Below are 20827 nucleotides of genomic sequence, written 5' to 3'. Positions count from 1 at the left end.
CGGATCTCCTCGTCAGGGCTCGGAATGATCGCCGTGCCCGGAGTGATCCGACGGGTCGGTCATCTCGTGGGCCGCATCGGGCGCCGCCGGAGAGGGATCCGCCATCGCCGGGTCGGTCATCAGGGGGGCGGTGGCCGGTCTCTCGCTACGCTCGGCGACCATCTTCTGCACCGCCTCGCGCAGGGTGGACTCGGAATCGAGCAGGAACTGCGCCGAGGTCACCACCCTTGTGCCTTCATCGAGGCCGGAAAGGATCTCTGTGTAGCCGTCCGCACGGTGACCGAGGACGATCTCCCGCGGCGCGAAGCGGCCCTCTCCGAGGGCTTCGACCACCACGTTGCGCTCGCCCGTCCGCAGCACCGCATGGGAGGGCACGACGAGGGCGTCGGGCACCTGGATGGGGTTCAACTCGACGGTGGCGTACATGCCCTTGCGCAGACGGCCGCGCGGATTCGGCACCTCGACCATCGCCCGCATGGTGCGGGTTTCCTCCGACAGTTCCGGTTCCAGGTAGCGCACCGTGCCCCGGAAGGTCTCGCCGGGGAAGTACGACAGTTCGATCAGGGCTTCGGTGCCTTCCCGCACCGCGGCGAGTTGACTTTCGAACAGCTCCACCGAAACCCATAGGTTGCTCAGATCGGCGATGTGGAACAGCTCCATTCCCGGCTCCACGGCCATCCCTTCGAGGCCCGCCATGCGCTTCATCACCAGGCCGCCGGAGGGCGCGGCCACGCTGAGGGTACGAAACACCTCGCCGGTCTCCTCCAAGCGGGCGATCTGCTGGGGGGCGATGTCCCAGTAGGTCAGCCGCACTCGCGCCGACTCGACCATCGACTCCGCCCGCTCGAGTGCGTCCGCCGGCGCGTCGCGCATCTCCTCGACGAACTCGAGGGCCGACAGCAGCTCGCGCTCCGTCTGCACTAGCTCCGGAGAGTAAATCTCAAAAAGCGGCTGGCCGCGACGCACCTCCTCGCCGACGTAGTTGACGTAGACCTTCTCCACCCAGCCCTTGTACTTGGTGGTGACGGTCACCATGCGCTGCTGGTCGAACTCCAGGTAGCCGACGGTCCGGATGGGCTGGTTGAGGTCGCGGCGAGTCACCTCGGCGGTGCGAACGTTCATGTTCTGGACCATCTCCGGTTCGATGCGGATAGCGTCCGCGGCGGGGTGCGCTGGATGGTCGTCGGCGAAATCCCCGTCGCTGCCGCGCACCGGGGTCAGATCCATGCCGCAGATCGGACACTGGCCGGGACCGTGCTCGATCACGTGGGGGTGCATGCCGCAGGTCCAGAGCGGATCCGGGTCGTCCTGCGAGGCCGGCTGTTTTGCGGATGTGCCGCGAAGGCCAAGGAGATCCGCCGGCAGAAACTGGCCGAGGACGATGCCGAACAGTAGCGCCCCGACTCCGAGGGCGATCATCAAGAGGGGGCGGGAGCGTTGCGGGGAAGGGCTCATGGGATGGACTCCGGGCGGTGAGGGTTTCGAGGCGTGGGGAGTGCTGAGGTGCCGGGTGTCAGGGGAGCCGCGACGGCGTGCTCCAGTCGCGCCCAGGCGATGGCGAGGTCGGCGCGAGTGCGGGCGGCGGCGATGCGCACTTCGAGCAACACCACCTCCGCATCGAGCAAATCGACGGCGTTCAGTTTTCCGGTGCTGTACGCCGTCTCGGCGGAGCGTAGGGCCTCTCGCGCCTGCCTTTGGAGAACTCCCTCCAGCAGCTCGAGGTGCTCGAAAAGCAGCGGGATGCGCGCCACCAGGTCGCCGATGTCGGCTTCGATCTCCGCGAGAAGGCGGCGCCTTTCCGCCTCCGCCGCGCGCCGGGAGGCGTCCGCTTCTTCGACCCCGGCCGCCAACTTGCCCCGCCGGACTGGCAGATCGACGGAGCCCGTCAGAGCGAGAGTGTCGTCGCCGTTTCCTTCGGGCGCGATGCGCCGCCCGGCATCGTCGTCGCGGCGGCCGACAGCGGTATAGGACAGGCCGAGACGCCAGTCCGGGAGAAAGTTTTTTCTCGCCAGTTCACCGAGCGTGCCGGCGGCGGCGATGCGGGCCTCGGCGGCGGCGACTTCCGGCCGGTGGGAGGCGGCGAACTCGCACAAAGCCTCTACCGACAGGCTGTCCGTCTGAACTGCCGGCAAGGGCGGCGGCTCGATCGGCTCCGAAGCCGGCCGGTCCCGCAGCGCATTGAGCATGGCTGTCAGGTGGATCCGGCGCTCCCGAATCTCCAGCAGGCGGGTGTCGGTGTGGGTGATCTGCGCCTGGATGCGGAGAATCTCCTGCTGGAGGCCCGTGCCCGACGAGTACCGCGCCTGGGCTGCTCGCTCATAGCGCACCAGGGCACTTCGCTCCGTTTCCACGATGCCCTGGTAGTCCGAGAGAAAGGCCAGCTCGTGGACCAGGCGGCGGGCTTCGGTGAGCGTTTCGAGGCGCACCGCTTCGACTTCCGCTTCCGCCACCGCGGTGGCATAGAGCGCCGCCTGCTCCCGCAGAGCGAGCTTGCCGAACCACGGCAGCTCTTGTTCGATGGCGACGCTGAACTGCTGCGGCCCGGTGCGCGTCTCCGGCGAGAGCACGAAGAGTTTCAGCGACGCCACGGGATCCGGCATCGCGCGCACCTGTGGCACCCGGGCTGCGGCCGCCGCCGCCCGTTGGCGGGCGCGGGCGATCACCGGACTGCGCTCCAGCACTTCTTCCAAGACGAGCCGGAGGTCTGATTCCACGCCGGCGAGCAGCTCCTCGACGCCAGGACTTCTCGAGGGGGTTCCTTTCGGGGCGGAACTCTCCGATTCCGCCGCGGCCGGGGGAGCGCCTTCGAAAGCGGTGGCTATCGGCGTCTGGGACCATCCCCAGGCCGTGAGCCCAAGAAACTGGCCTACGACCAGCCAGGGCAGGATCTTTGATTCAGCCATGATTCTCCTTTCGGGTACGGTTCATCGCGCGCCGCATGGGGCGCGAAACGCACTACACCGAAGGGGGAATCAAAGGAGCAGAGAGCTGTTCAGCGTGTAGAGGGGGCCTGGCCTGAGTCGCTCCGTTCGACCCCTGGGTACCTCCTCCGAGAACGAGGGGGAGGGCACAAAGGCGGGTACGGCGGCCACTCCGTCCAGAGAGATCGGCATTGTGGGAACAGCCGTTGGCTTCGCTTCGGGAACGAGGGTCGCGGCACAGCAGGTGGTCGTCGCGGGGGTACCGAAGGTTCCCGTGGACTGAGGGTCGGAGGACGGAGTGGCGGCGCGCGCAGTCTCCGCCATGGCGTCCTGTGTCGGGCAGTGGGCGTCGTCCCGTCCCTTGTCGGCCACTTCCAGCAGCGCGCAATGGTCCGGCCCGCAAGCTCCGCACAGTACCGGATTTCCGACTACCGTCAGAGCGAACAGGCTCAAGGCGACCCATAGGCGACGCGACTTCATGATGCAAGCCTAGCTGCTGCTGCCGACTGGGCGCAAGGGCCATTCCCCAGTGGGCGTGGGGATCACGCGGCGGCGGCGGGGAGGGATATTGATCTGTCACGGACACGGGTATGTGTTTTCTTATTCTATTTTATGCATTTACTTTTCGTGTAGTATGCGGTGTTTCTTTTGTTAAAAATGTGGAGTGAGTTGTGGGTGCTTTCCCGGTTCCCGTGGTTGTGACCGTTTCGTGGAGAGGTGAACGGGAGGCCCGTTTGGGTGAGTGCTCTCTCGCTACCGGCTCGCGGCAGAGATGGAAGCAACTGAGATCTTCACTCTCCCTGACCGCAGGGACTTGCCACAGGAGGCATCATGGCTGAAAAGAAGTCGAAACCGCCCGCCACGACGATCGTCGGAGAGGAGAACGCGCCGATCACCACCCTCGCCATCGGCGAGGAGCACCAGATCACCACGCTGGTTGGAGAGGAGGCTCAGCCGACCGCAGACCTGGAGCGGGTGATGGCAGCGTCCCAGGACGAGGGGACGACCACCGTGGTGGGAGAGCACAGCCCGCCGTCCGGCACCTTCGCCGCGACCACCACGGTGGTCGGTGAAGAGCATCAATTCACCACGACCGCTGTCGGTGAGGAGCAAGGTCCGACCACGACCGCCGTTGGTGAGGAGCAGGGTCCGACGACGACCGTCGTTGGCGAAGAGGACCCAACGACCACCGCCGTTGGCGAAGAGCAAGGGCCGACCACGACCGCTCTTGGCGAAGAGGGCCCGACGACCACTGCCGTTGGTGAGGAGCAGGGTCCGACCACGACCGCGATTGGTGAAGAAAACCCGACCACCACCGCGATTGGTGAAGAAGACCCGACCACCACCGCGATCGGTGAAGAAGACCCGACCACGACCGCGATTGGTGAAGAAAACCCGACCACCACCGCGATCGGTGAGGAGCAAGGTCCGACCACCACCCTCGTCGGCGAAGAAAACCCGACGACGACCGCCGTCGGTGAGGAGCAGGGTCCGACGACCACGCCGGTGGGCGAGGAACAGGGTCCGGCTCAGGATGTCGGCGGAGTGACCACTACCGTCTACGGCGAGGAGCACGTCACCACGACCGCGGTGGGTGAGGAACACGGTCCCACCACCACCGCCGTGGGCGAAGAGCAGGGCCCTGCTCCCGCGGTGGGTGGTGCCACGACGACCGTGGTGGGTGAGGAACATCAAACCACGACCGCCGTGGGTGAAGAGCAAGGGTCCACCACCGCCGCCGTGGGCGAGGAGAGGGGCGGCCCCACCACCACCGTGGTGGGCGAAGAGGGACCGGGTGGAGGGCCGGGCGGCGGCAATCCCTTCGGCGGTTTCTGATCATGCCGCCGAGGACCGACCCGGAGCCCAACGCGGAGATTCTGCTGGCGGGAGGGGATGCCGATCCGAACCTGGCGACCCTCCTGGCTCGTCTACAGGATCGTCGGTTGTCCTGCCAATCGTTGCTGGTGGGTGCCCGCAGCCATCCTCGGGTGAGCTGGGATCTGTCGAGCGATGAGTTGTGGGTCGACGGCCAGCCGTGTAGGCCTCGGGCGGTCTTTGTGCGTCACGATGTTTTCACCAGCCTGGCCGAGCGCCGACCCGAGCCGGGTTATCGGGCGATGGCGTGGTTCACCGCCCTGGGTGGCTGGCTGTTGGCGCATCCGGAGGTGCGGTTGCTCAATCGCGAGAGTTTCCAGCGAGTGACCAACAAACTCCAGGTGCTCGACCTGGCCCGGCGGTTGGGTTTGGCGACTCCGCGGACCCTGGTGAGTAACGATCGGGAGCTGCTCTTGGAACGGGTGAAGGAGGCGCCCTTGGTCGTCAAACCGGTCAACGGTGGCGACTTCACCCGACCGCTGGAAGACGTCTTGCCGGCCGCGAGCCACCGCGATGGGGCGCTGGCCTCGCCTTCGATCATCCAGCAGCGATTGGTCCCGCCCGAGGTCAGGGTCTACGGTATCGCCGGCGGCTTTTTCGCCTTTCACCTGCAGGCCGATGCCCTGGACTACCGCTCCACGGCCGATTGCAAGGTGCTGCCGGTGGGACTCGACACTCTGCCTGACAGCCTGTTGGAGCGCCTGGGTGCATTGATGGAGCGCCTCGGTCTCAACTTCGGCGCGGCGGATTTCAAGGCCGACGCGGACAGTGGGGAGTTGCTTTTTCTGGAGATCAACAACGGACCGATGTTTGCCGCCTTTGACGCCGCCGGCGAAGGCTGCCTCACCGGCGCCATGGCCGACTTCCTCGCCGGTGGATGACCCGGTCCGTTCCCCTCGCATCGGAGGCGGTCGAAGCGCCTCCGGGGCTGCGCCGGGTCCTGGCAGCGATCCACCTTCGCTCCCCGACGGCCTTCGACTTTCCGTCGGCGGTTCCGGCGGCGGCCGCAGGGCCGCGGGAGCCGGTTTCCCCGGCGATGCGGGGTCGGCTGGAGGAGGCGTTGCGAGATCGGCTCTACAGCGCCGCCTTTGCCCGCCCGCTCCCCGGAGCCGCGGAGTCCGTGGCCGGGGGCCTAGGAACCGGCGCCTCGGTGTTCGCGGAACCGAACCGCGAAGACGCCGCGCTGGGGCCCGAAGAACTCGCCAGTCGCTTGCGAGAGGCCAATCAGGGCCGCGAACGCTGGCTTGCCGGCTGGCGCATCGAGTCGGTCCGGTCGTCCGGTGAGATCGTCGCCGCAAGGGGCGACCTCCGACGCAGTGCTCGGTTCGGCGACTACGCTCTGACCTTCAGCGAGGATTTGCGGCCCTTCGGCGGAGCCGCCGCCACCTTGCGCCTGGCGGTCGATTCATTGACGCTGCAAGCTGGGGTCTACACCGTCTTTGGGGAAGCGCTGCCCGAACCGGGAGACCGTTCGCCGGCACTGCGTCTCTACCTGGCTACCGCCGGTGCGGCCTTGCCGGACCTCTACGCTGTGCTCACCGGTGAACTCAATCGGCGCCAGGTTCCGTTCACCTTGAAGAGCATGCTGGTGCCGGGCGAACGTCATCGCCTAGACGCCACCGTTTTGTACCTGCCTCGCCGGCACCACGCTCTAGCCCGGCGAGTGGCCGATTGGCTCTCGGGACAAACCCTCGGGCCGGCGGTGCCGCTGTTCACCGCGCCTCTCGCTCCGGGTATCGGTTTGGCGCAGAGTCCCGGCAATGGCGAAAGTTTCGGTATGCACCGCTGCCGCCTCCTGGCCGAGGGGGTGGTGGAGGCTTGGCTCTCGGGACACCAAGACGTCACCCACCGTCTGCAGGCGGTGGCCGAGCGGTTCCGCGCGGCGCACCTCGATCTCGCGCAGCCCCATCGGGGAAGGATAGACGGTCGGGCGCTCGCCCCATCATCGGCTGCACCGCCGGGGGCTCCCACCGCAGCGGTCGAGCAGTCCATCGCCCTTTGCACCGAGCGCGGCTGGTTGCCCGCGGGAGTCCGTTGGCAGGCCACCGACGTGACCCGGCGCAACTCGAACGTGGCGCTGCGGGCGGTATCTGAGGTCGACGGTGACGCGGCGGTGTCCTACGGTTTCTTCCTCAAGAAGCTGCGAGTGATGGGCGAAGAGAGTCGGCGAATGATGGAGCGGGAAGCCGCCGTCTATCGCCTGGCGAGCCGGGACCCCGCCTGCGCGGCGCTGGGCGATCTCCTGCCCCGGTTTCACGGCTTCGACCGTGCGTCCGGGATTCTGTTGCTGGATCTGGTGGAAGACGGTGCGACGCTCGTCGAGCGGCAACGGTCCGGCGCCCGTGCAGCGAGGACCTCAGCCGCCGCCTTGGGGCGGGCACTGGCTCTCCTCCACGGCCAGGTCGATCCGTCGACCCGCCTCGATCCCGGACTGTTCCCGCGCCAGGTGCCGGGTATCTTCACCGCTCACCGGGGAGGCCCTCTCCTCGATTGGCTGTCGTCCGGACAGAAGCGACTGGTGGAGGAAATCGGTAAACACCCTCTTCTCGCTTCAATTCTCGATGCGGCCGTTGCCGATTGGCGGTTCGACTGCTTCACCCACGGCGACCTCAAGTGGCAGAACGCCCTGCTGGAGAGGTCCGGTCGTCTTTACCTGGTGGACTGGGAGCTCGCGGATGTGGGCGACGCGGCATGGGATGTCGGCAGTGGGCTACAAGATTGGATCGCCGAAGCGGTTCGACGGCCAGGGCACCGGCTTGAACTCCGCGCTGCGGCCCGAGCCTATTGGGCGGCCTACCACACGTCTCCTGCCGTCGCCTTCGATGCCGCCAGCTTCGATCGCCGCTGCCGGGTGTGCGCCGCGGCCCGCCTGCTGCAGGCCGCTTTGGAAGAAATGCGCGCGCAAGATCCTCAGTCCACCATCGCCCCCGCCGCCGGTAGCCTCCCGAGGCGGCTAGTGGACCAAGCGATCTCTCTGCTCGAGAACCTGAACGACGCGGACCCCTGGCCGCCCTGACGATTCGACCTCTCCGGAATGCTGGCCATTGGTTCTAGGTTGTTCGGATCGATGCGCCGTCCGACCGTCATCGTCTGCTTCCTCGCGCTGCTGCTCGTCGCATCGGCGGGGTTCGCCTTGCCGTTCGGCCTCGGTTCGGCGGTCGAGGCGGTCGAGGTCAACGCACCACCCTCTGAGTTCCTGAACTCGCCCGACGGGGCCGAGGTTTTGCCATCGGCCCCCGCTCTCCCCAGCCTGCTGCGGCGGGGACCTCCAGTCCTCGGTGTCTCTTGCGCGACGACACCGAACCAACGGACTTGGAGGAATCATGAGACGAATTCGCAGCCGACTGGCGAAGATCCTGCTCTTCGCTACCTTGGAGGTGGGGGCCTTGATGGGCGTCCCCATCCGACCGCAGGACATTGAGTTTCTAACCCGCCAGATGGCCGCCGCCGTCTTGGTGGAGGCCGAAGAAGAGAACGATCAGGACAGCTCGGAGCCCGGGCCGACGCGGCGCGCATTCGAGAAGCGTTCGGCCTCGAAGAGGCGCCGTGATGCCGGTCAAGAAGTTTCGCTCCGTCGCCGAGATGCCGGAAGTCGAGCCGCTGCCGCCCCTCGACCCGGACAATCTGCGCATTGCCTGTGAGCTGAGCGAGCTGGCCTACGCTCTGCGGCCCTGGAGGTTCGAGCCGGGTGTGCGCAAATTCCCCTCGGTGGAGGAGCTTTGGCGACACCGCCACGCCTGGGAGAAGGAGCAGATCCGCTCCCGGAGGCGAATGAAATGAATCAACCCGCAGCGGAGGTCCAACTGAGGACTTTGCTCCGAAGCGGTCGCTCAGGCGTCGCTCAGGCCTTCGACCAGCGGTCGTAGAAGTCGAAGGCGGTGGCTGCCAGGGCGAGGGCCGTGGCCAGGGCCAGGACGGCGAGCGGATCGCCAGGGTGGGTGAGGCCGCCGGCCAGGCCTGTTGTTTCGGCCAGGCCGAGCCGTGGCCAGGTCCTGGCGCCGAGGATCACCGCGGCGGCGCCGCCGGTGGCGATGCCGATCTTCTCGATTGTCCGGATGGCCCAGGTGGCGCGGTGGGTGCGCTCGTCGCGGCCCTTCAGGCGCGCGCGCAGCCAGATCAACCGGGGATCTTCCGGCGGCGCCGCGGCGCGTAGGGCCCGGGCGTCGGCAGCGAAGAGTTCGTCCAGCCACAGGTGCTCGCCGCACCGGGCGCAGGCCCGGGCGTGGGCCGCCAGAACGGGGTCGGCGGTCAGTCGGCCGTGGCGGGCTGCCCGGGCGACGGCGTCGGTCTGCGGGCAAGGAGATGGGGTCATCGGGTCGTCTCCGGAGTGATTCCGCCCTCGCGCAGCAGGGCCGCCATTCTCTGGCGGGCTCGGAAGGCGATCACCCGAATGCTGGCCGGCGCAAGGTTCAAGATTTCGGCGATTTCGGCGTGGCGCGCCCCTTCGACATGGGCCAGCCACAGGACTTGCCGCTCGCGCGGCTTCAGCTTGGCCATGGCGCCGGTCAAATCCTGGCGGATCTCTCGTGCGCCGGCCGCCGAGGGAACGGCCGGCTCGCCTTCGATCTCTCCCGCCGGGCGGCGGCGGCGGTGGTGGTCGCGCAGCAGGTTGCTGGCGATGCGAAACAGGTAGTGGCGCAGGTGCAGTTCGCTCTCCGGCTGAAAGTCCGCCCGCAGCAACCGAAGATAGCTCTCCTGGGTCACATCCTGCGCCAGGCTGGAGTCGCCGCTGGCGCGGGTCAGATAGGCCCACAGCGAACGAGCGGTGCGGTCGTGGAAGGCGCTGAAGGTGGCTTCGTCGGCAAGCAGAGCGCGGGCCGAACGAGAACGTCCTCGGAAGGCGGCAATGGCCTCCGAGGGGGTCCCGAACAGCGAGGGGTTGGAATCGCTCACACCGACCACCGACATGGGTTCAGTCTACCGATGGCGCCGGCTCCAGGAGACCCCAGCTCCGCGAGAGGAAGTAGGCGACTCCCGCCGACAACAGGAAACCCACCCCCAGGGCGATGCCGAGGGTGCCCAGGAAGGTGAAGCCCTCGTAGGAACCTGCGATCAGGTGGCGCTGAACGAAGAAGGCGATGCCGCCCACCAGCAGAATCAGGCCGGCCTGGATCGAGCCGAGGATTCGGCCGAAGGGATTGCCTTTCTCCTGGGTCGCCGACTCGACGAAGCGCGTGCCCGCCTCGCTTTGCAGAAAGGCGAGCATCTCTTGGGAGGAGTCGAACTTGTCGAGCAGGCGGGTCTGCAGGTCCAGTTTGGCGCGGGCGATTTCTCGGCTGCGGCGGCTGTGTAGAAGGGTCCGCACCAGCCAAATGGGGCCGAGAACCACGCTGAGGATCGCGATCAGGGGTGCAAAGTCGTTCATGAAGTCTTTCCTCTCGAAGTCAGGCGCCGATGGAAGGCCTCGGCGCTCGGTGTTCGTTGGCTATTACCGGGAGGAGGGGAAAGGGTTAACAGGCGGGCCGGAAATTTCGGCCCCTGGTCGAGGCGCCAGGCACCGATTCGACGGGTTCCATCGTCCAGCAAGCCCGCTGGATGGGCCGGCGGCGGGGACCGGTATAGTTTGGCGACTCGGTTTTCTTTTCACTCCACTTTGGGATCGATCACGATGCGACACGCGCTGATTTTCGTTCGGGTGGTACTGGTCTTCGCTTTCTCGCTGGCTTCTCTACCGCTGTTGGCGACCCATGGAAACCACCAGGGCCATCACAGCCACGTCCGGTCCGTCGAGGACGCGACGGCTCCTGTCGGAAGTCCGTCGGAGGAGACCGCGGACGAGGGAATGGACAAAGATTCCGAATGGCAGGTGAATTCTCCGCCGGAGGCCTTCGGTTCGCTGACGGAGGTCGCCCTCGATGTGACTTCCGGCACCTGGATGAGCCTCGATGTGTCGCCGGACGGCACGGAGATTGTGTTCGACCTGCTCGGCGATCTGTACTTGCTGCCGATCGAGGGCGGAGAGGCGAAAAATCTCACCTCCGGCCTCGCCTGGGACATGCAGCCGCGGTTCAGCCCCGATGGTGAGCGCGTCGCCTTCACTAGCGATCAGGGCGGCGGCGACAATGTGTGGGTGATCGGCCGCGACGGCTCCGGCGCCCGGGCGGTGACGAAAGAGAGCTTTCGTCTCCTCAACTCGCCCGCCTGGACGCCGGACGGCGACTTCCTGATCGCCCGCAAGCACTTCACGTCGCGCCGTTCCCTCGGCGCCGGCGAGCTGTGGATCTACCACGAGAGCGGTGGCGATGGCGTGCAGATGGTGGAGAAGCCCAATGAGCAGAAGGATCTGGGTGAGCCGGCCGTGTCGCCGGACGGGCGCTGGGTGTACTTCAGTCAGGACACGACGCCGGGCTCGCGCTTCCAGTACAACAAGGACCCCAACACGCAGATCTACGAGATCCGCCGGCTGGACCGCGAAGACGGTCGGATCGAAGACTTCGTCAGCGGTCCCGGTGGTGCGGTGCGGCCGACGCCTTCGCCGGACGGCAAGACCCTCGCCTTCGTTCGCCGCGAGCGCACCGAGAGCGTGTTGTTCCTAAAGGACCTGACCTCCGGCGAGGAGCGCCCGCTGTACCGTCAGCTCGACCGCGACATGCAGGAGACCTGGGCGGTCCACGGGGTGTACCCGACCTTCGCCTGGACCCCGGACTCGGGCTCCCTGGTGGTGTGGGCCGGCGGCGAGATCCGGCGCGTCGATGCGGTCACCGGCGAGGCGCAGACGATTCCCTTCCGGGTGCAGGACAGCCGCGCCGTCGCCCCGGCGGTGCGGGTCCCGGTGGAGGTGCACCCGCAGCGCTTCCCGGTGCGCATGCTGCGCTGGGTCCAGGTGTCACCCGCCGGCGACCGGGTGGTGTACCAGGCTTTGGGTCATCTGTGGGTGCGCGATCTCCCCGCGGGCACCCCGCGCCGGCTGACCCGCCAGCAGGAGCACGGCGAGTTCTATCCCTCCTTCTCGCGGGACGGCCGCTCGATCGTCTACACCACCTGGGACGACGCCGAGCTGGGCACCGTCCGCATCGCTCCTGCCGGCGGCGGCGAGGGCCGGGTGATCACCGCCCAGCCGGGACACTACGTGGAGCCGGTGTTCTCGCCGGACGGTGAAACGGTGGTGTACCGCAAGGCCACCGGCGGCTGGCTGCGCACCCCCACCTGGTCGGCGGAGCCGGGGATCTACCGCGTGCCGGCTGCCGGCGGCCAGAGCGAGCGGATCACCCGCCAGGGCTTCGACCCGCACTTCGGCGCGGCGTCCGACCGCGTCTTCGTGATGCGCTTCGGTGAGAACGACACCCGCATCCTGGCGTCCATCGACTTCGACGATCGCGAAGAGCGAGAGCACCTGTCCAGCCAGGCGGCCACCGAGATGCGCTTGTCGCCGGATGGCCGCTGGCTGGCCTTCCGGGAGCGCTTCAAGGTGTTCGTGATGCCCTTCACGGCGACCGGCAAGAGCTTCGAGATCGGTCCCAAGGCCAAGGCGCTGCCGCTGAAGGAGGTGTCCGACGAGGCCGGCGAGTACCTCCATTGGTCCGGCGGCTCCGACCGCCTGCACTGGGCCCTCGGGGCGAATCTGTTCACCGTCGCGCTAGCGGATGCCTTCGACTTCCTGGCGGAGAGCGAAGTCGCTGATTCCGAGAGGGCGGACCCGGAAGAAGACGACAACAAGGTGCCCAGCGAGCGCGTCGCCATCGGCTTCGAGGTGGAGAGCGATCGGCCCGAAGGCACCATGGCGCTGGTCGGCGGCCGGGTGATCACGATGAAGGGCGACGAAGTGATCGAGGACGGGGTGGTGGTGATCGAGGGCCACCGCATCGCCGCCGTCGGTGCCCGCGGGGAAGTCGACGTGCCGGCCGGCGCCCACACCGTGGACGTTTCCGGTAAGACCCTGATCCCCGGCCTGGTCGACGTCCACTGGCACGGCTCGATGGGGCAGAACGGCCTGCTGCCGGAGCAGAACTGGTTCAACTACGCCACCCTGACCTACGGCGTGACCACCCTCCACGACCCGTCGAACGACACCGCCACCGTCTTCGCCGCCGGCGAGCTGGCCCGCGCCGGCCGGATCACGGCGCCGCGCATCTTCTCGACGGGCACCATCCTGTATGGCGCCAAGGGCGACTTCAAGGCGGAGATCGACAGCCTGGACGACGCCCGTTTCCACCTGAAGCGATTGAAAGAGGTGGGGGCGATCAGCGTCAAGAGCTACAACCAGCCGCGGCGCGATCAGCGTCAACAGGTGATGGCCGCCGCCCGCGAGCTGGAACTGATGGTGATGCCCGAAGGCGGCTCCCTCTTCCAGCACAACATGACCATGGTGGTGGACGGTCACACCGGCATCGAGCACTCCATACCGGTGGCCGCGATCTACGACGATGTGCGCCAGCTATGGGCTGCCACCGACGTGTTCTATACCCCCACCCTGGTGGTGGGCTACGGCGGCCTGTGGGGAGAGGAGTACTGGTACGCCAAGACCAACGTGTGGGAGGACGAACGGCTGCTCGCCTTCGTGCCCCGATCGATGATCGATGCCCGCTCGCGGCGCCGCACTCTGGCGCCGGACGAGGAGTGGGGCCACTTCCACAACGCCCGGGTGGCGGCCGAACTCGCCGCCGACGGGGTGGGGGTGACCGTCGGCGCCCACGGCCAGCGCGAGGGGCTGGCGGCCCACTGGGAACTGTGGATGCTGGAGCAGGGCGGCATGACGCCACACGAAGCGCTGCGTTCCGCCACCTTGACCGGCGCCCAGTACCTGGGGCTCGATAGCGACGTGGGATCCCTCGAAGTGGACAAGCTGGCGGACGTGGTGGTGCTCTCCGCCAACCCGCTCGAAGACCTGCGCAACAGCAGCGAGGTCGAGCACGTGATCTTGAATGGTCGGCTGTACGACGGCCGCAGCCTGGAGCAGCTCCACCCGGAGTCGAAGCCGGTAGAACCCTTTTACTGGCAGCGGGAGGCGGGGTTCTTTACCAACCGCTGAGGTGGCTGAAACCTCCGGAGGAAGACGAGTCCGGGCTGGGAGGGGCCACCAACCGGCCCGAACCCGCCTCCCTCGGAAGAATCCAAACGCCAAGTGCCTCGGAGGATGTATCAACTCAGAAGTCTGATCTTGAAGAAAACCCAAGGCGGGGGCACGCCACCGTGGTCGTTGCCGCCGGTCTGCTCGGCAGCGCCGAACGCGACCGGGTATTTCGATCTGGCCTCACCGCTGGTGCAGTTCGGTGGGCCGTTCAGCGGCGGCACCGACCTGATCGTCTGGCGCGATACGAAGGCGGCGCCGGAGGGCGGAACCGGTCCGCTCGGTTGCGGCGGTCCTCCCTCGTGGTATCCGCTGCGCGAGCAGGACGTCCACGCCTACGACGAGGACGGCAACCAGGCCCTCAACGTCTCCAACTCGGCCTTCTTCCCACTCGCTACCCAGCGCATGCCGGCGAACGATCTAGGGGCACTCGGGTTCGGGCGCTGGGACCCTTCCACGGCGCCGGTCCCTACCGGCCGGCGCCGTCGTGGGTGATGCCGCTGCTCACCGCCGCCGGCCGCTACAGCTTCAGCTTCGCGGCCAGCCCCTGGTACACCGTCTGCGGCCTGGATCCGGAGTGACGGGCTCTCAATACCCTGCCGCTTGGCCGTCTTTCCTGGATTCCGACGCGCCGTAGTACACCTTGTTTGCGGCATCCCACAGGATGGCCTGGTAGCCGCCGAAGGGGCCGACGCTCTTGACTAGGCGATGGCCGCGCCGGGCGAGGTCGCGCTCGACCTCCCAACCGAAACCGGTCTCCAGGGCCACCCGGCCGCCGTCGGTCATCTGCTCGCCGGTGGGCTGGGAGGAGCCCGAGTGGAGGATCCGCGGGGCGTCGCCGGCCTCCTGCAGGTTCATGCCGAAGTCGAGGATGTTGATCAGCACCTGGGCCTGGGCCTGCGGCTGGGTGGCGCCGCCCATCACCCCGAAGCTCATGAAGGGCTTGCCGTCCTTGGTGACGAAGGCCGGGATGATGGTGTGGAAGGGCCGCTTGCCGGGGGCGTAGACGTTGAAGTGGCCTTCTTCGAAGGTGAACAGCTCGCCGCGATCCTGGAGCACGAAACCGAGGTCCCCCGGCGTCATGCCGGAGCCCATGCCGCGGTAGTTGCTCTGGATGAGAGAGACCATGTTGCCGTTTTTGTCGGCGGTGGTGAGGTAGATGGTGTCGCCCTCCTCCAGGGCCGGGTTGCCGGCCTCCAGGCGGCGGGCGGCGCGCTCCGAGTCGATCAACTTGCGGCGCTCGCCGGCGTACTCTTTGGAGATCAGTGCGGCCACCGGAATGTCGTGGAAGTCCGGATCGGCGTAGAACTTGGCGCGGTCTTCGAAGGCCAGCTTCTTGGCCTCGATGAAGAGGTGGATGTAGTCGGTGCTGCCGAAGCCCATGGCGGCGAGATCGTAGGGTTCCAGCAGGTTCAAGATCTGCAGCATGGCGATGCCCTGGCCGTTCGGCGGTAGCTGCCAGACGTCGTAGCCGCGGTAGGAGGTCGACACCGGCTCCACCCACTCGGAGGTGTGGGTGGCCAGGTCCTCATAGGAGAGGAAACCGTCGTTTTCCTTCATGTAGCGGTCGATGGCGCGGGCGATGTCGCCCTTGTAGAAGGCATCCCGCCCTTCCTTCGCCAGGGTTTCGTAGGTGTTGGCGAGGCGCGGATTCTGGAAAATCTCGCCCTTGACGGGGCCGCGGCCGTCGGGTGCGAAGGTCTCCGCGAAGCCCGGGTAGTCGGAGAGGAAGCGGGCGCTGCGGCCCCAGTAGTAGGCGATCAGCTCGCTCACCGGGAAGCCCTGGCGGGCGTATTGGATCGCCGGCGCGAGGACTTGATCCATCGGCAGGACGCCGTAGCGCCCATGGAGGGCGAACCAGCCGTCTACCGCCCCCGGTACGCTCACCGGCAGAGGGCCGTGGCTCGGCACTTTGGTGAGGCCGCGGCGCTCGAACTCTTCCAGGGTGAGGGAAAGCGGTGAGCGGCCGCTGCCGTTCAGGCCGGTGAGTTCTTCTTTCTCGGCGTCCCACACGATGGCGAAGAGGTCGCCGCCGATGCCGCAGCCGGTGGGTTCCATCAACCCGAGCACGGCGTTGGCGGCGATCGCCGCGTCCACCGCGCTGCCTCCCTGCTTGAGGATGTCCAGGGCCACCTGGGTGGCTAACGGCTGGCTGGTGGCGGCCATGCCGTGTTGGGCGATGACCTCCGAGCGGCTGGCGAAGGACCGGCCGGTCACGCGGTCGTAGGCGTCCGTGGCGGCCGGCAGCAGGGCGGTGACGAGGGCGACGGCGACGACGGCTGAACGCTTCATGGGAGGGCCTCCTGGACAGTTTGAGGAGGCGAGTATACGCGGCGGCGAACCGCCGGTTCGCGCACCCACGGGCCGAGGCCGTGTCACGTTTCTCATATTCGGCGCACTGCATCTATAGGAAAATCAAGAAATTTGTATATCTCGGCGTATTGGATGGATTTTTGTGCCGAGATCGCTGGAGGAGGTGCGCCCATGTCGAGACTGAAGCTCTTCACGGCCGTGCTGGCGGCCGCCCTGCTGGCCGCTGGAATCGTTTCGATGGGCGCCGCGGCGCCGCCGGACGGCGACGGGACGGGGGGAACCCCCCCGGGGACGCCTTCCGATTCGGCGCGCGAGATTGCGACGGTCGCCGCTTCGCTGCCGCGCGACGCGCTGCTTCTCGGACCGATCCCCGGTTTGACCACCGCCTGGCACCTAGCGCCCAAGGTCACCGGCGTACCGCGCGGCTCGACGCTGCGTTTTCTGCGCGCCGCCCATCCGAGCGTGTCGATTGCCTGGCAGGGTGCCAGGGAGGTGTATCGAGACAGCCGCTGGTCGATGGCCGAAGTGGCCTTCGAGGAAGTCGGTACCTATCGAGTGGTGGTGGGCTACGAGCTGCCGAACGGCCAGGTACTCGAAGACGGAACCGAGCTCCAGGTTCTCGATGTGGCGCCGCGCAGCGTCCAAGTCCGTCCTCTGAGGGCGGAGGCAGCGCGGAGCGAAGGTCGATCCCTACGACCGGTCTCCACCGAGCGTTGGTTGGCTTCGACGTCGACACCGGTTCGCCTCGTTGCGAGCGCCGAGCCGGCGGCGTTCGACCCTCTGATCGAATGGGTGGTCGATGGCAAAGCCCGGCTGGAGTTGGGGCCAGTACTCGAACTGCGGAATCCGCGCCCGGGCGCGGTCAAGGTCCAGGTGGGTCCTTCGGGGAAGGCCCGGCAGGGGATCATCGAGCGCTACTCCGTGGCGATCAAAGGGGATCCCGCGAACGACACCAGCGACAAGAAAATCTTCTATGCCAAGACCACCCCTACCGGCCACGAAGACTCGGTCGGATGGAAGGTCTCCGGCTCTCCGGCTTACCCGAGCACCGGCCGAGGAAGCACCTTTGCCTTCAAGCTCGATCATCGTGAGGCTCCTTACCGTCTGTGGGCCGACGACAAGGAGTATGTGCCGCCGCGAGAGCCGGTCGCTGTGGAAGAGGGGTTCCTGTCCACGGCTACGATCGAGGTCACCCTCGACCCGAATGATCCGAGCTGCTCCTCCGGCGTCATCTTGAAGTTGGCCGCCGATGGCCTGCCTCCGGCCATCGTCGAGCGGCCGGCGCCGCCTTACAAGGTGGGCGATGTGGTGTCCACGGAAATGAAGCAGCTCGAGCTCGGTGCTTTCGATTCGTCCTTTGGACATGTGATGGCAAGCCTCAGGCCGGATCGCCCGTCCACCGGCTGGATCGAGGTGGAGGGGGTGAAGAACGGGCAGTTCGTTGCAGGATCCAGCACCTTCGAGATGTTCGTCGAGGTGGCTCTTCCGGATCTGGGATTCACCTTCGACACGGGGGACGAGTCGATCTCCATGAGTAGCGGCTTCATCACCGACCTACCGCCTTACGGCACCGCCTACCAGCCCACCACCGGCCAGCCCGTACCGTTGTACTCGAAGGGTTCAGAGGACGACGGAGAGGAGCGCCAGCAGGTGGGCTGGTTGTGCCATTCGGAACACATTCCCACGACTCCGGAGCCGCCCTATCCGCCGGACACGCCGGACGAGGACTGGTTTGAGTCTACGGGCCAGACCACCGTCGCCATCAGCCCGGTATTACTCCAAGCCCTGCGCGGCCCTTGGGCCGGCGCCCTGGATCCGGTGGAACCTTCGGACTTCGTACCGGTTCAAGTCGATCTGACCTCCGACGGCCTACAGCCGGCGGAAGTTTTCTTGGACCCGGCTCCCTACGAGGCCGGGCAGATCATCCATACGGAGATGGCGCGTCTGGAGTTGGGAGGGCAGATCGACGGTCTGGGAACGGTCATTCTGCGCGAGCGCCAGGACCGATTGTCGCGAGGACAGATTTTGGTGCACGAGGTGGACGCGGACGGCAACCTCATTGCCGGCGAGGCGTCCTTCGACATCTTCTTCGACCTCGAGCTGCCGGAACTTGGAATGACCTTCCACACCGGGATGGAGTCGGTGCATGTCACCGCCGGCACCATCACCGGCCTGCCACCGATCGGTGCCCCCTACGAGCACGATGAAGACGATGTCCAGGACATTTTCTTCTTCGGCTATGGGGGATCTTTCGATCCGGCCGGCGAACTCTATGCGGGAAACCACTGGCCGACCCGGGAGGTGCCCTGCAGCCGCTGCGCCGTCGATCTGGATATCGACAGCGACAACAACAATGGTGTGGGGTTGCCGGATCGCTCCGCCTTCGAAGACTCCATTGAAGAGAACTCGCCGGGCAAGTACATCGCTTTGAATGATGACGACGACAACGGCGACAACCTGAAGGACTTGACCGTCGAGCCGATTCTGCGCAACCCGCCGGAAGACGATCCGGTGTGGATGGTGATGGAGTTGTCGCCCAACACCCCGCCGGACCAGTGGACGCTCACCTATCCGGCGCAGGTCCAGGTCTACGACATGGACGCGAACCCGCCGGCGATCATTCCGTCCGGGGTCACTTTTCCTGCGCCGCTGGTGCCGAATCCCAAGAATGTGGCGGTGGAAGGCGTGCAGGTGAGCGCCGCCCTGGGTGACGTAGCGATGACCCTCACCTATGAGTGCACCTACGAGAAGGACGGCTACGCCTTCACCGAGGTTCTCCAAGACACGGTGAAGGCGACGGTGATCAAGGTCGATCTCGACGTGGACAGCGACAACAATCGAACCACGGCGGACTACGGGCCTCATCGCACCGACGCCGAAGACAACATCGAAGACCAAAACAATCAGGACGGTCGCTTTGTGCCGGTCAACGGTGACGACGACGACAACGATCGGGTGATCGATTGGGCCGACGGTTGGAACCGCGACACCATCATGTCTCTGGACGATGTCAACCCGCAGGAGAATGACGACGTGAAAATGGTGCTGGAGATTCCGGCACCGGTGGACTTGACCGTTGCCACCCTGCGGTTCACCTATAGTGCCTCGGATCCGGCGGCGATGCCGGCGGCGCCGAATCCGGCCAACCTCGCTCCGGCGCCGGGCAACCTGCGCATCTGGAACAAGAAGGGCAATCCCGCCCGCCGCAAGGAACGGGTCAACAATAACGGAAACTACATCCACACCCTGGAGGTCTACAAGGCGACGGATCTCGGTTTGGGGAGTTCGAATCGCTCGGTCGATCTGTGGCTGGAAGGCATCCGTCCGTCGGTCGGCAATCCCGATCGCATTCTGGTGGAAGTCGATCCGGACGGCCCGGGACCGGCCGGTTGGGTGGCCAAGGACGCGGTGCGGGTGACGGTCTTCGGGATCGAGATTCTCGGCCCCGCCGGCGGGGCCGGCGCCGGTGCTGCCACGGACCACGTTCAGGTGGGTCGCTGGGAAACTTCCTTCCAAGGAACCGCCGCCAACCCTGCGGTGCGCAACAACTTTGAAGATCTCGAAGCCGAGCGCTACTACGTGGAAGTGACCGATCGGGCCGGCGGAGCAGGTCCCATTGCCGCCGACAAGGAGTCCTTCGAGCGCAATATCAATCCCAACGGCGGAGCGGCGCTGGATCAAGTCAACAACCTGTCTCTCACCGCCGGCGCCGCAAATACCTACCGCTCCGGCGCCTTCGTTCTGGTGGTCAACGACGACGACATCGATGATGACTTTGTTCAGGCACCGGATGTTGACGGCACCGACGACGGTGCCGACGACGTGACGATGTTCGGTCGCACCGACGGCAAGGTGATGGCGACATACACCAAAGCCGGGGCAACTACCGGATCGATTGTCGACGTTTGCGACAAGAAGCCGACCGACGAAACCAAGCGACACGATGTTCGCTTCCACCGTCTGCGAGTGACTCCAGGCGGGGCGGCGGTGGGCGGTGCCACCATCGTGGCCGATGGCTTGAGAAGCATGAACGATGGTTGGGCGCAGTGCTGCATCCAGTTTGACCAGGTGCATTCTCAGACCGTGGATCCGCCGGCCGCGGAAGCCTTCAACGACACCGGCTTCGACCACGACGGCAATGCGGCAACGCCGAACATCGGTGCCGGAAACGGGACCTTCGACTTTGTCGATGCAGATAACGACAATCTGCACGACAACGGCGAACGCTCCGAGACCTTTACCGATGCCAACGGCAACAACGGTTATGACTTTGGCGTCAACCTGGCCGACGGCATGAACGAGTTTGGCGGCAACTTGATTCCGACGCGAGAGGAGCGGCATCTGATCGATACCTTCTCCGACGGGAACTCCGCGACCTTCGAGTACATCATTGTGAACTTCTTGAACAACGGCTCGGGCTCGGGTAGCCGTGGTGAGAACTTCCGTGCCGGCAACCTCCCGATGCTGAACAATCTGACGGATATCAACATCTTGATCGTCTCTCAGAATGTTCCTTCGGCGGGCTTTGTCACCGCTCCGCACGAAGCCGGACACATCTTGCTGGCCGATGGCAGTCATACCAATCGATTGATCCTGGCGGGCCGGATCAATCTGATGAAAGGGGGCGGAACCGATGCCAACGACGCGGTGGGGCACTCCAAACGATTCACCAACGCCCAATGCACTACCGCGAGGGGGTTCTAGATCATGA

The 20827-nt window shown here is 66.3% G+C and carries 13 protein-coding genes; 7 read left to right on the top strand and 6 right to left on the bottom strand.

Annotated features, from left to right (window positions below; all coding sequences use genetic code 11):
• Positions 1 to 12: 12 nt before the first annotated feature.
• A complete protein-coding gene (locus AAF481_01970) occupies positions 13 to 1455 on the bottom strand; it encodes an efflux RND transporter periplasmic adaptor subunit (GenBank protein ID MEM7479916.1) in 1443 nt (480 codons plus the stop codon).
• On the bottom strand, positions 1452 to 2903 hold the full coding sequence (locus tag AAF481_01965) for a TolC family protein (GenBank protein ID MEM7479915.1): 1452 nt from the start codon (positions 2901 to 2903) through the stop codon (positions 1452 to 1454). Before AAF481_01965 ends, AAF481_01970 begins: the two co-directional genes overlap by 4 nt.
• A gap of 849 nt (positions 2904 to 3752) precedes the next feature.
• On the opposite strand from AAF481_01965, the gene AAF481_01960 reads away from it, so the two are divergent.
• The 4 genes from AAF481_01960 (at position 3753) to AAF481_01945 (ending at position 8576) form a co-directional block, all read left to right on the top strand.
• Positions 3753 to 4757, top strand: coding sequence for a hypothetical protein (locus tag AAF481_01960; GenBank protein ID MEM7479914.1), 1005 nt, complete (start codon positions 3753 to 3755; stop codon positions 4755 to 4757).
• 2 nt (positions 4758 to 4759) lie between these two features.
• A complete protein-coding gene (locus AAF481_01955; GenBank protein ID MEM7479913.1) occupies positions 4760 to 5677 on the top strand; it encodes a hypothetical protein in 918 nt (305 codons plus the stop codon).
• Positions 5674 to 7812 (top strand): T3SS effector HopA1 family protein, encoded by a 2139-nt coding sequence (locus AAF481_01950; protein MEM7479912.1) that lies wholly within the window; start codon positions 5674 to 5676, stop codon positions 7810 to 7812. Before AAF481_01955 ends, AAF481_01950 begins: the two co-directional genes overlap by 4 nt.
• Before the next feature lie 533 nt (positions 7813 to 8345).
• Positions 8346 to 8576, top strand: a complete 231-nt coding sequence (locus AAF481_01945; GenBank protein ID MEM7479911.1) for a hypothetical protein — start codon at positions 8346 to 8348, stop codon at positions 8574 to 8576.
• 61 nt (positions 8577 to 8637) lie between these two features.
• On the opposite strand, the gene AAF481_01940 is transcribed toward AAF481_01945, so the two are convergent.
• Genes AAF481_01940 through AAF481_01930 form a run of 3 tightly spaced genes read right to left on the bottom strand, consistent with a single transcriptional unit; the run spans position 8638 to position 10161 of the window.
• Complete coding sequence (locus AAF481_01940; protein MEM7479910.1) at positions 8638 to 9108, bottom strand: hypothetical protein; 471 nt, start codon at positions 9106 to 9108, stop codon at positions 8638 to 8640.
• Positions 9105 to 9704, bottom strand: coding sequence for a sigma-70 family RNA polymerase sigma factor (locus AAF481_01935; protein MEM7479909.1), 600 nt, complete (start codon positions 9702 to 9704; stop codon positions 9105 to 9107). The genes AAF481_01940 and AAF481_01935 overlap by 4 nt, the downstream gene beginning before the upstream one ends.
• Before the next feature lie 4 nt (positions 9705 to 9708).
• A complete protein-coding gene (locus AAF481_01930; GenBank protein ID MEM7479908.1) occupies positions 9709 to 10161 on the bottom strand; it encodes a hypothetical protein in 453 nt (150 codons plus the stop codon).
• 417 nt (positions 10162 to 10578) lie between these two features.
• Here AAF481_01930 and AAF481_01925 point away from each other — a divergent pair, with 417 nt between their 5' ends.
• A complete protein-coding gene (locus AAF481_01925) occupies positions 10579 to 13764 on the top strand; it encodes an amidohydrolase family protein (protein ID MEM7479907.1) in 3186 nt (1061 codons plus the stop codon).
• A 129-nt stretch (positions 13765 to 13893) separates the two neighbouring features.
• Positions 13894 to 14298 (top strand): hypothetical protein, encoded by a 405-nt coding sequence (locus tag AAF481_01920; protein MEM7479906.1) that lies wholly within the window; start codon positions 13894 to 13896, stop codon positions 14296 to 14298.
• Positions 14299 to 14391: 93 nt separating this feature from the next.
• Here AAF481_01920 and ggt read toward each other — a convergent pair whose 3' ends face one another.
• Positions 14392 to 16095 carry a gamma-glutamyltransferase gene (gene ggt, locus AAF481_01915; protein ID MEM7479905.1) on the bottom strand — a complete coding sequence of 568 codons (1704 nt, stop codon included), beginning with the start codon at positions 16093 to 16095 and terminating at the stop codon, positions 14392 to 14394.
• Between the two features lie 192 nt (positions 16096 to 16287).
• Between ggt and AAF481_01910 the strand changes: the two genes are divergently transcribed.
• Positions 16288 to 20820, top strand: coding sequence for a hypothetical protein (locus tag AAF481_01910; GenBank protein MEM7479904.1), 4533 nt, complete (start codon positions 16288 to 16290; stop codon positions 20818 to 20820).
• The last annotated feature ends 7 nt before the right edge of the window (positions 20821 to 20827 follow it).

Source organism: Acidobacteriota bacterium (assembly GCA_039030395.1).
Taxonomy (GTDB): Bacteria; Acidobacteriota; Thermoanaerobaculia; order Multivoradales; family JBCCEF01; genus JBCCEF01.
The sequence above is the reverse complement of the archived record's forward strand: the minus strand, read 5'-3'. Positions and strand labels throughout refer to the sequence as shown.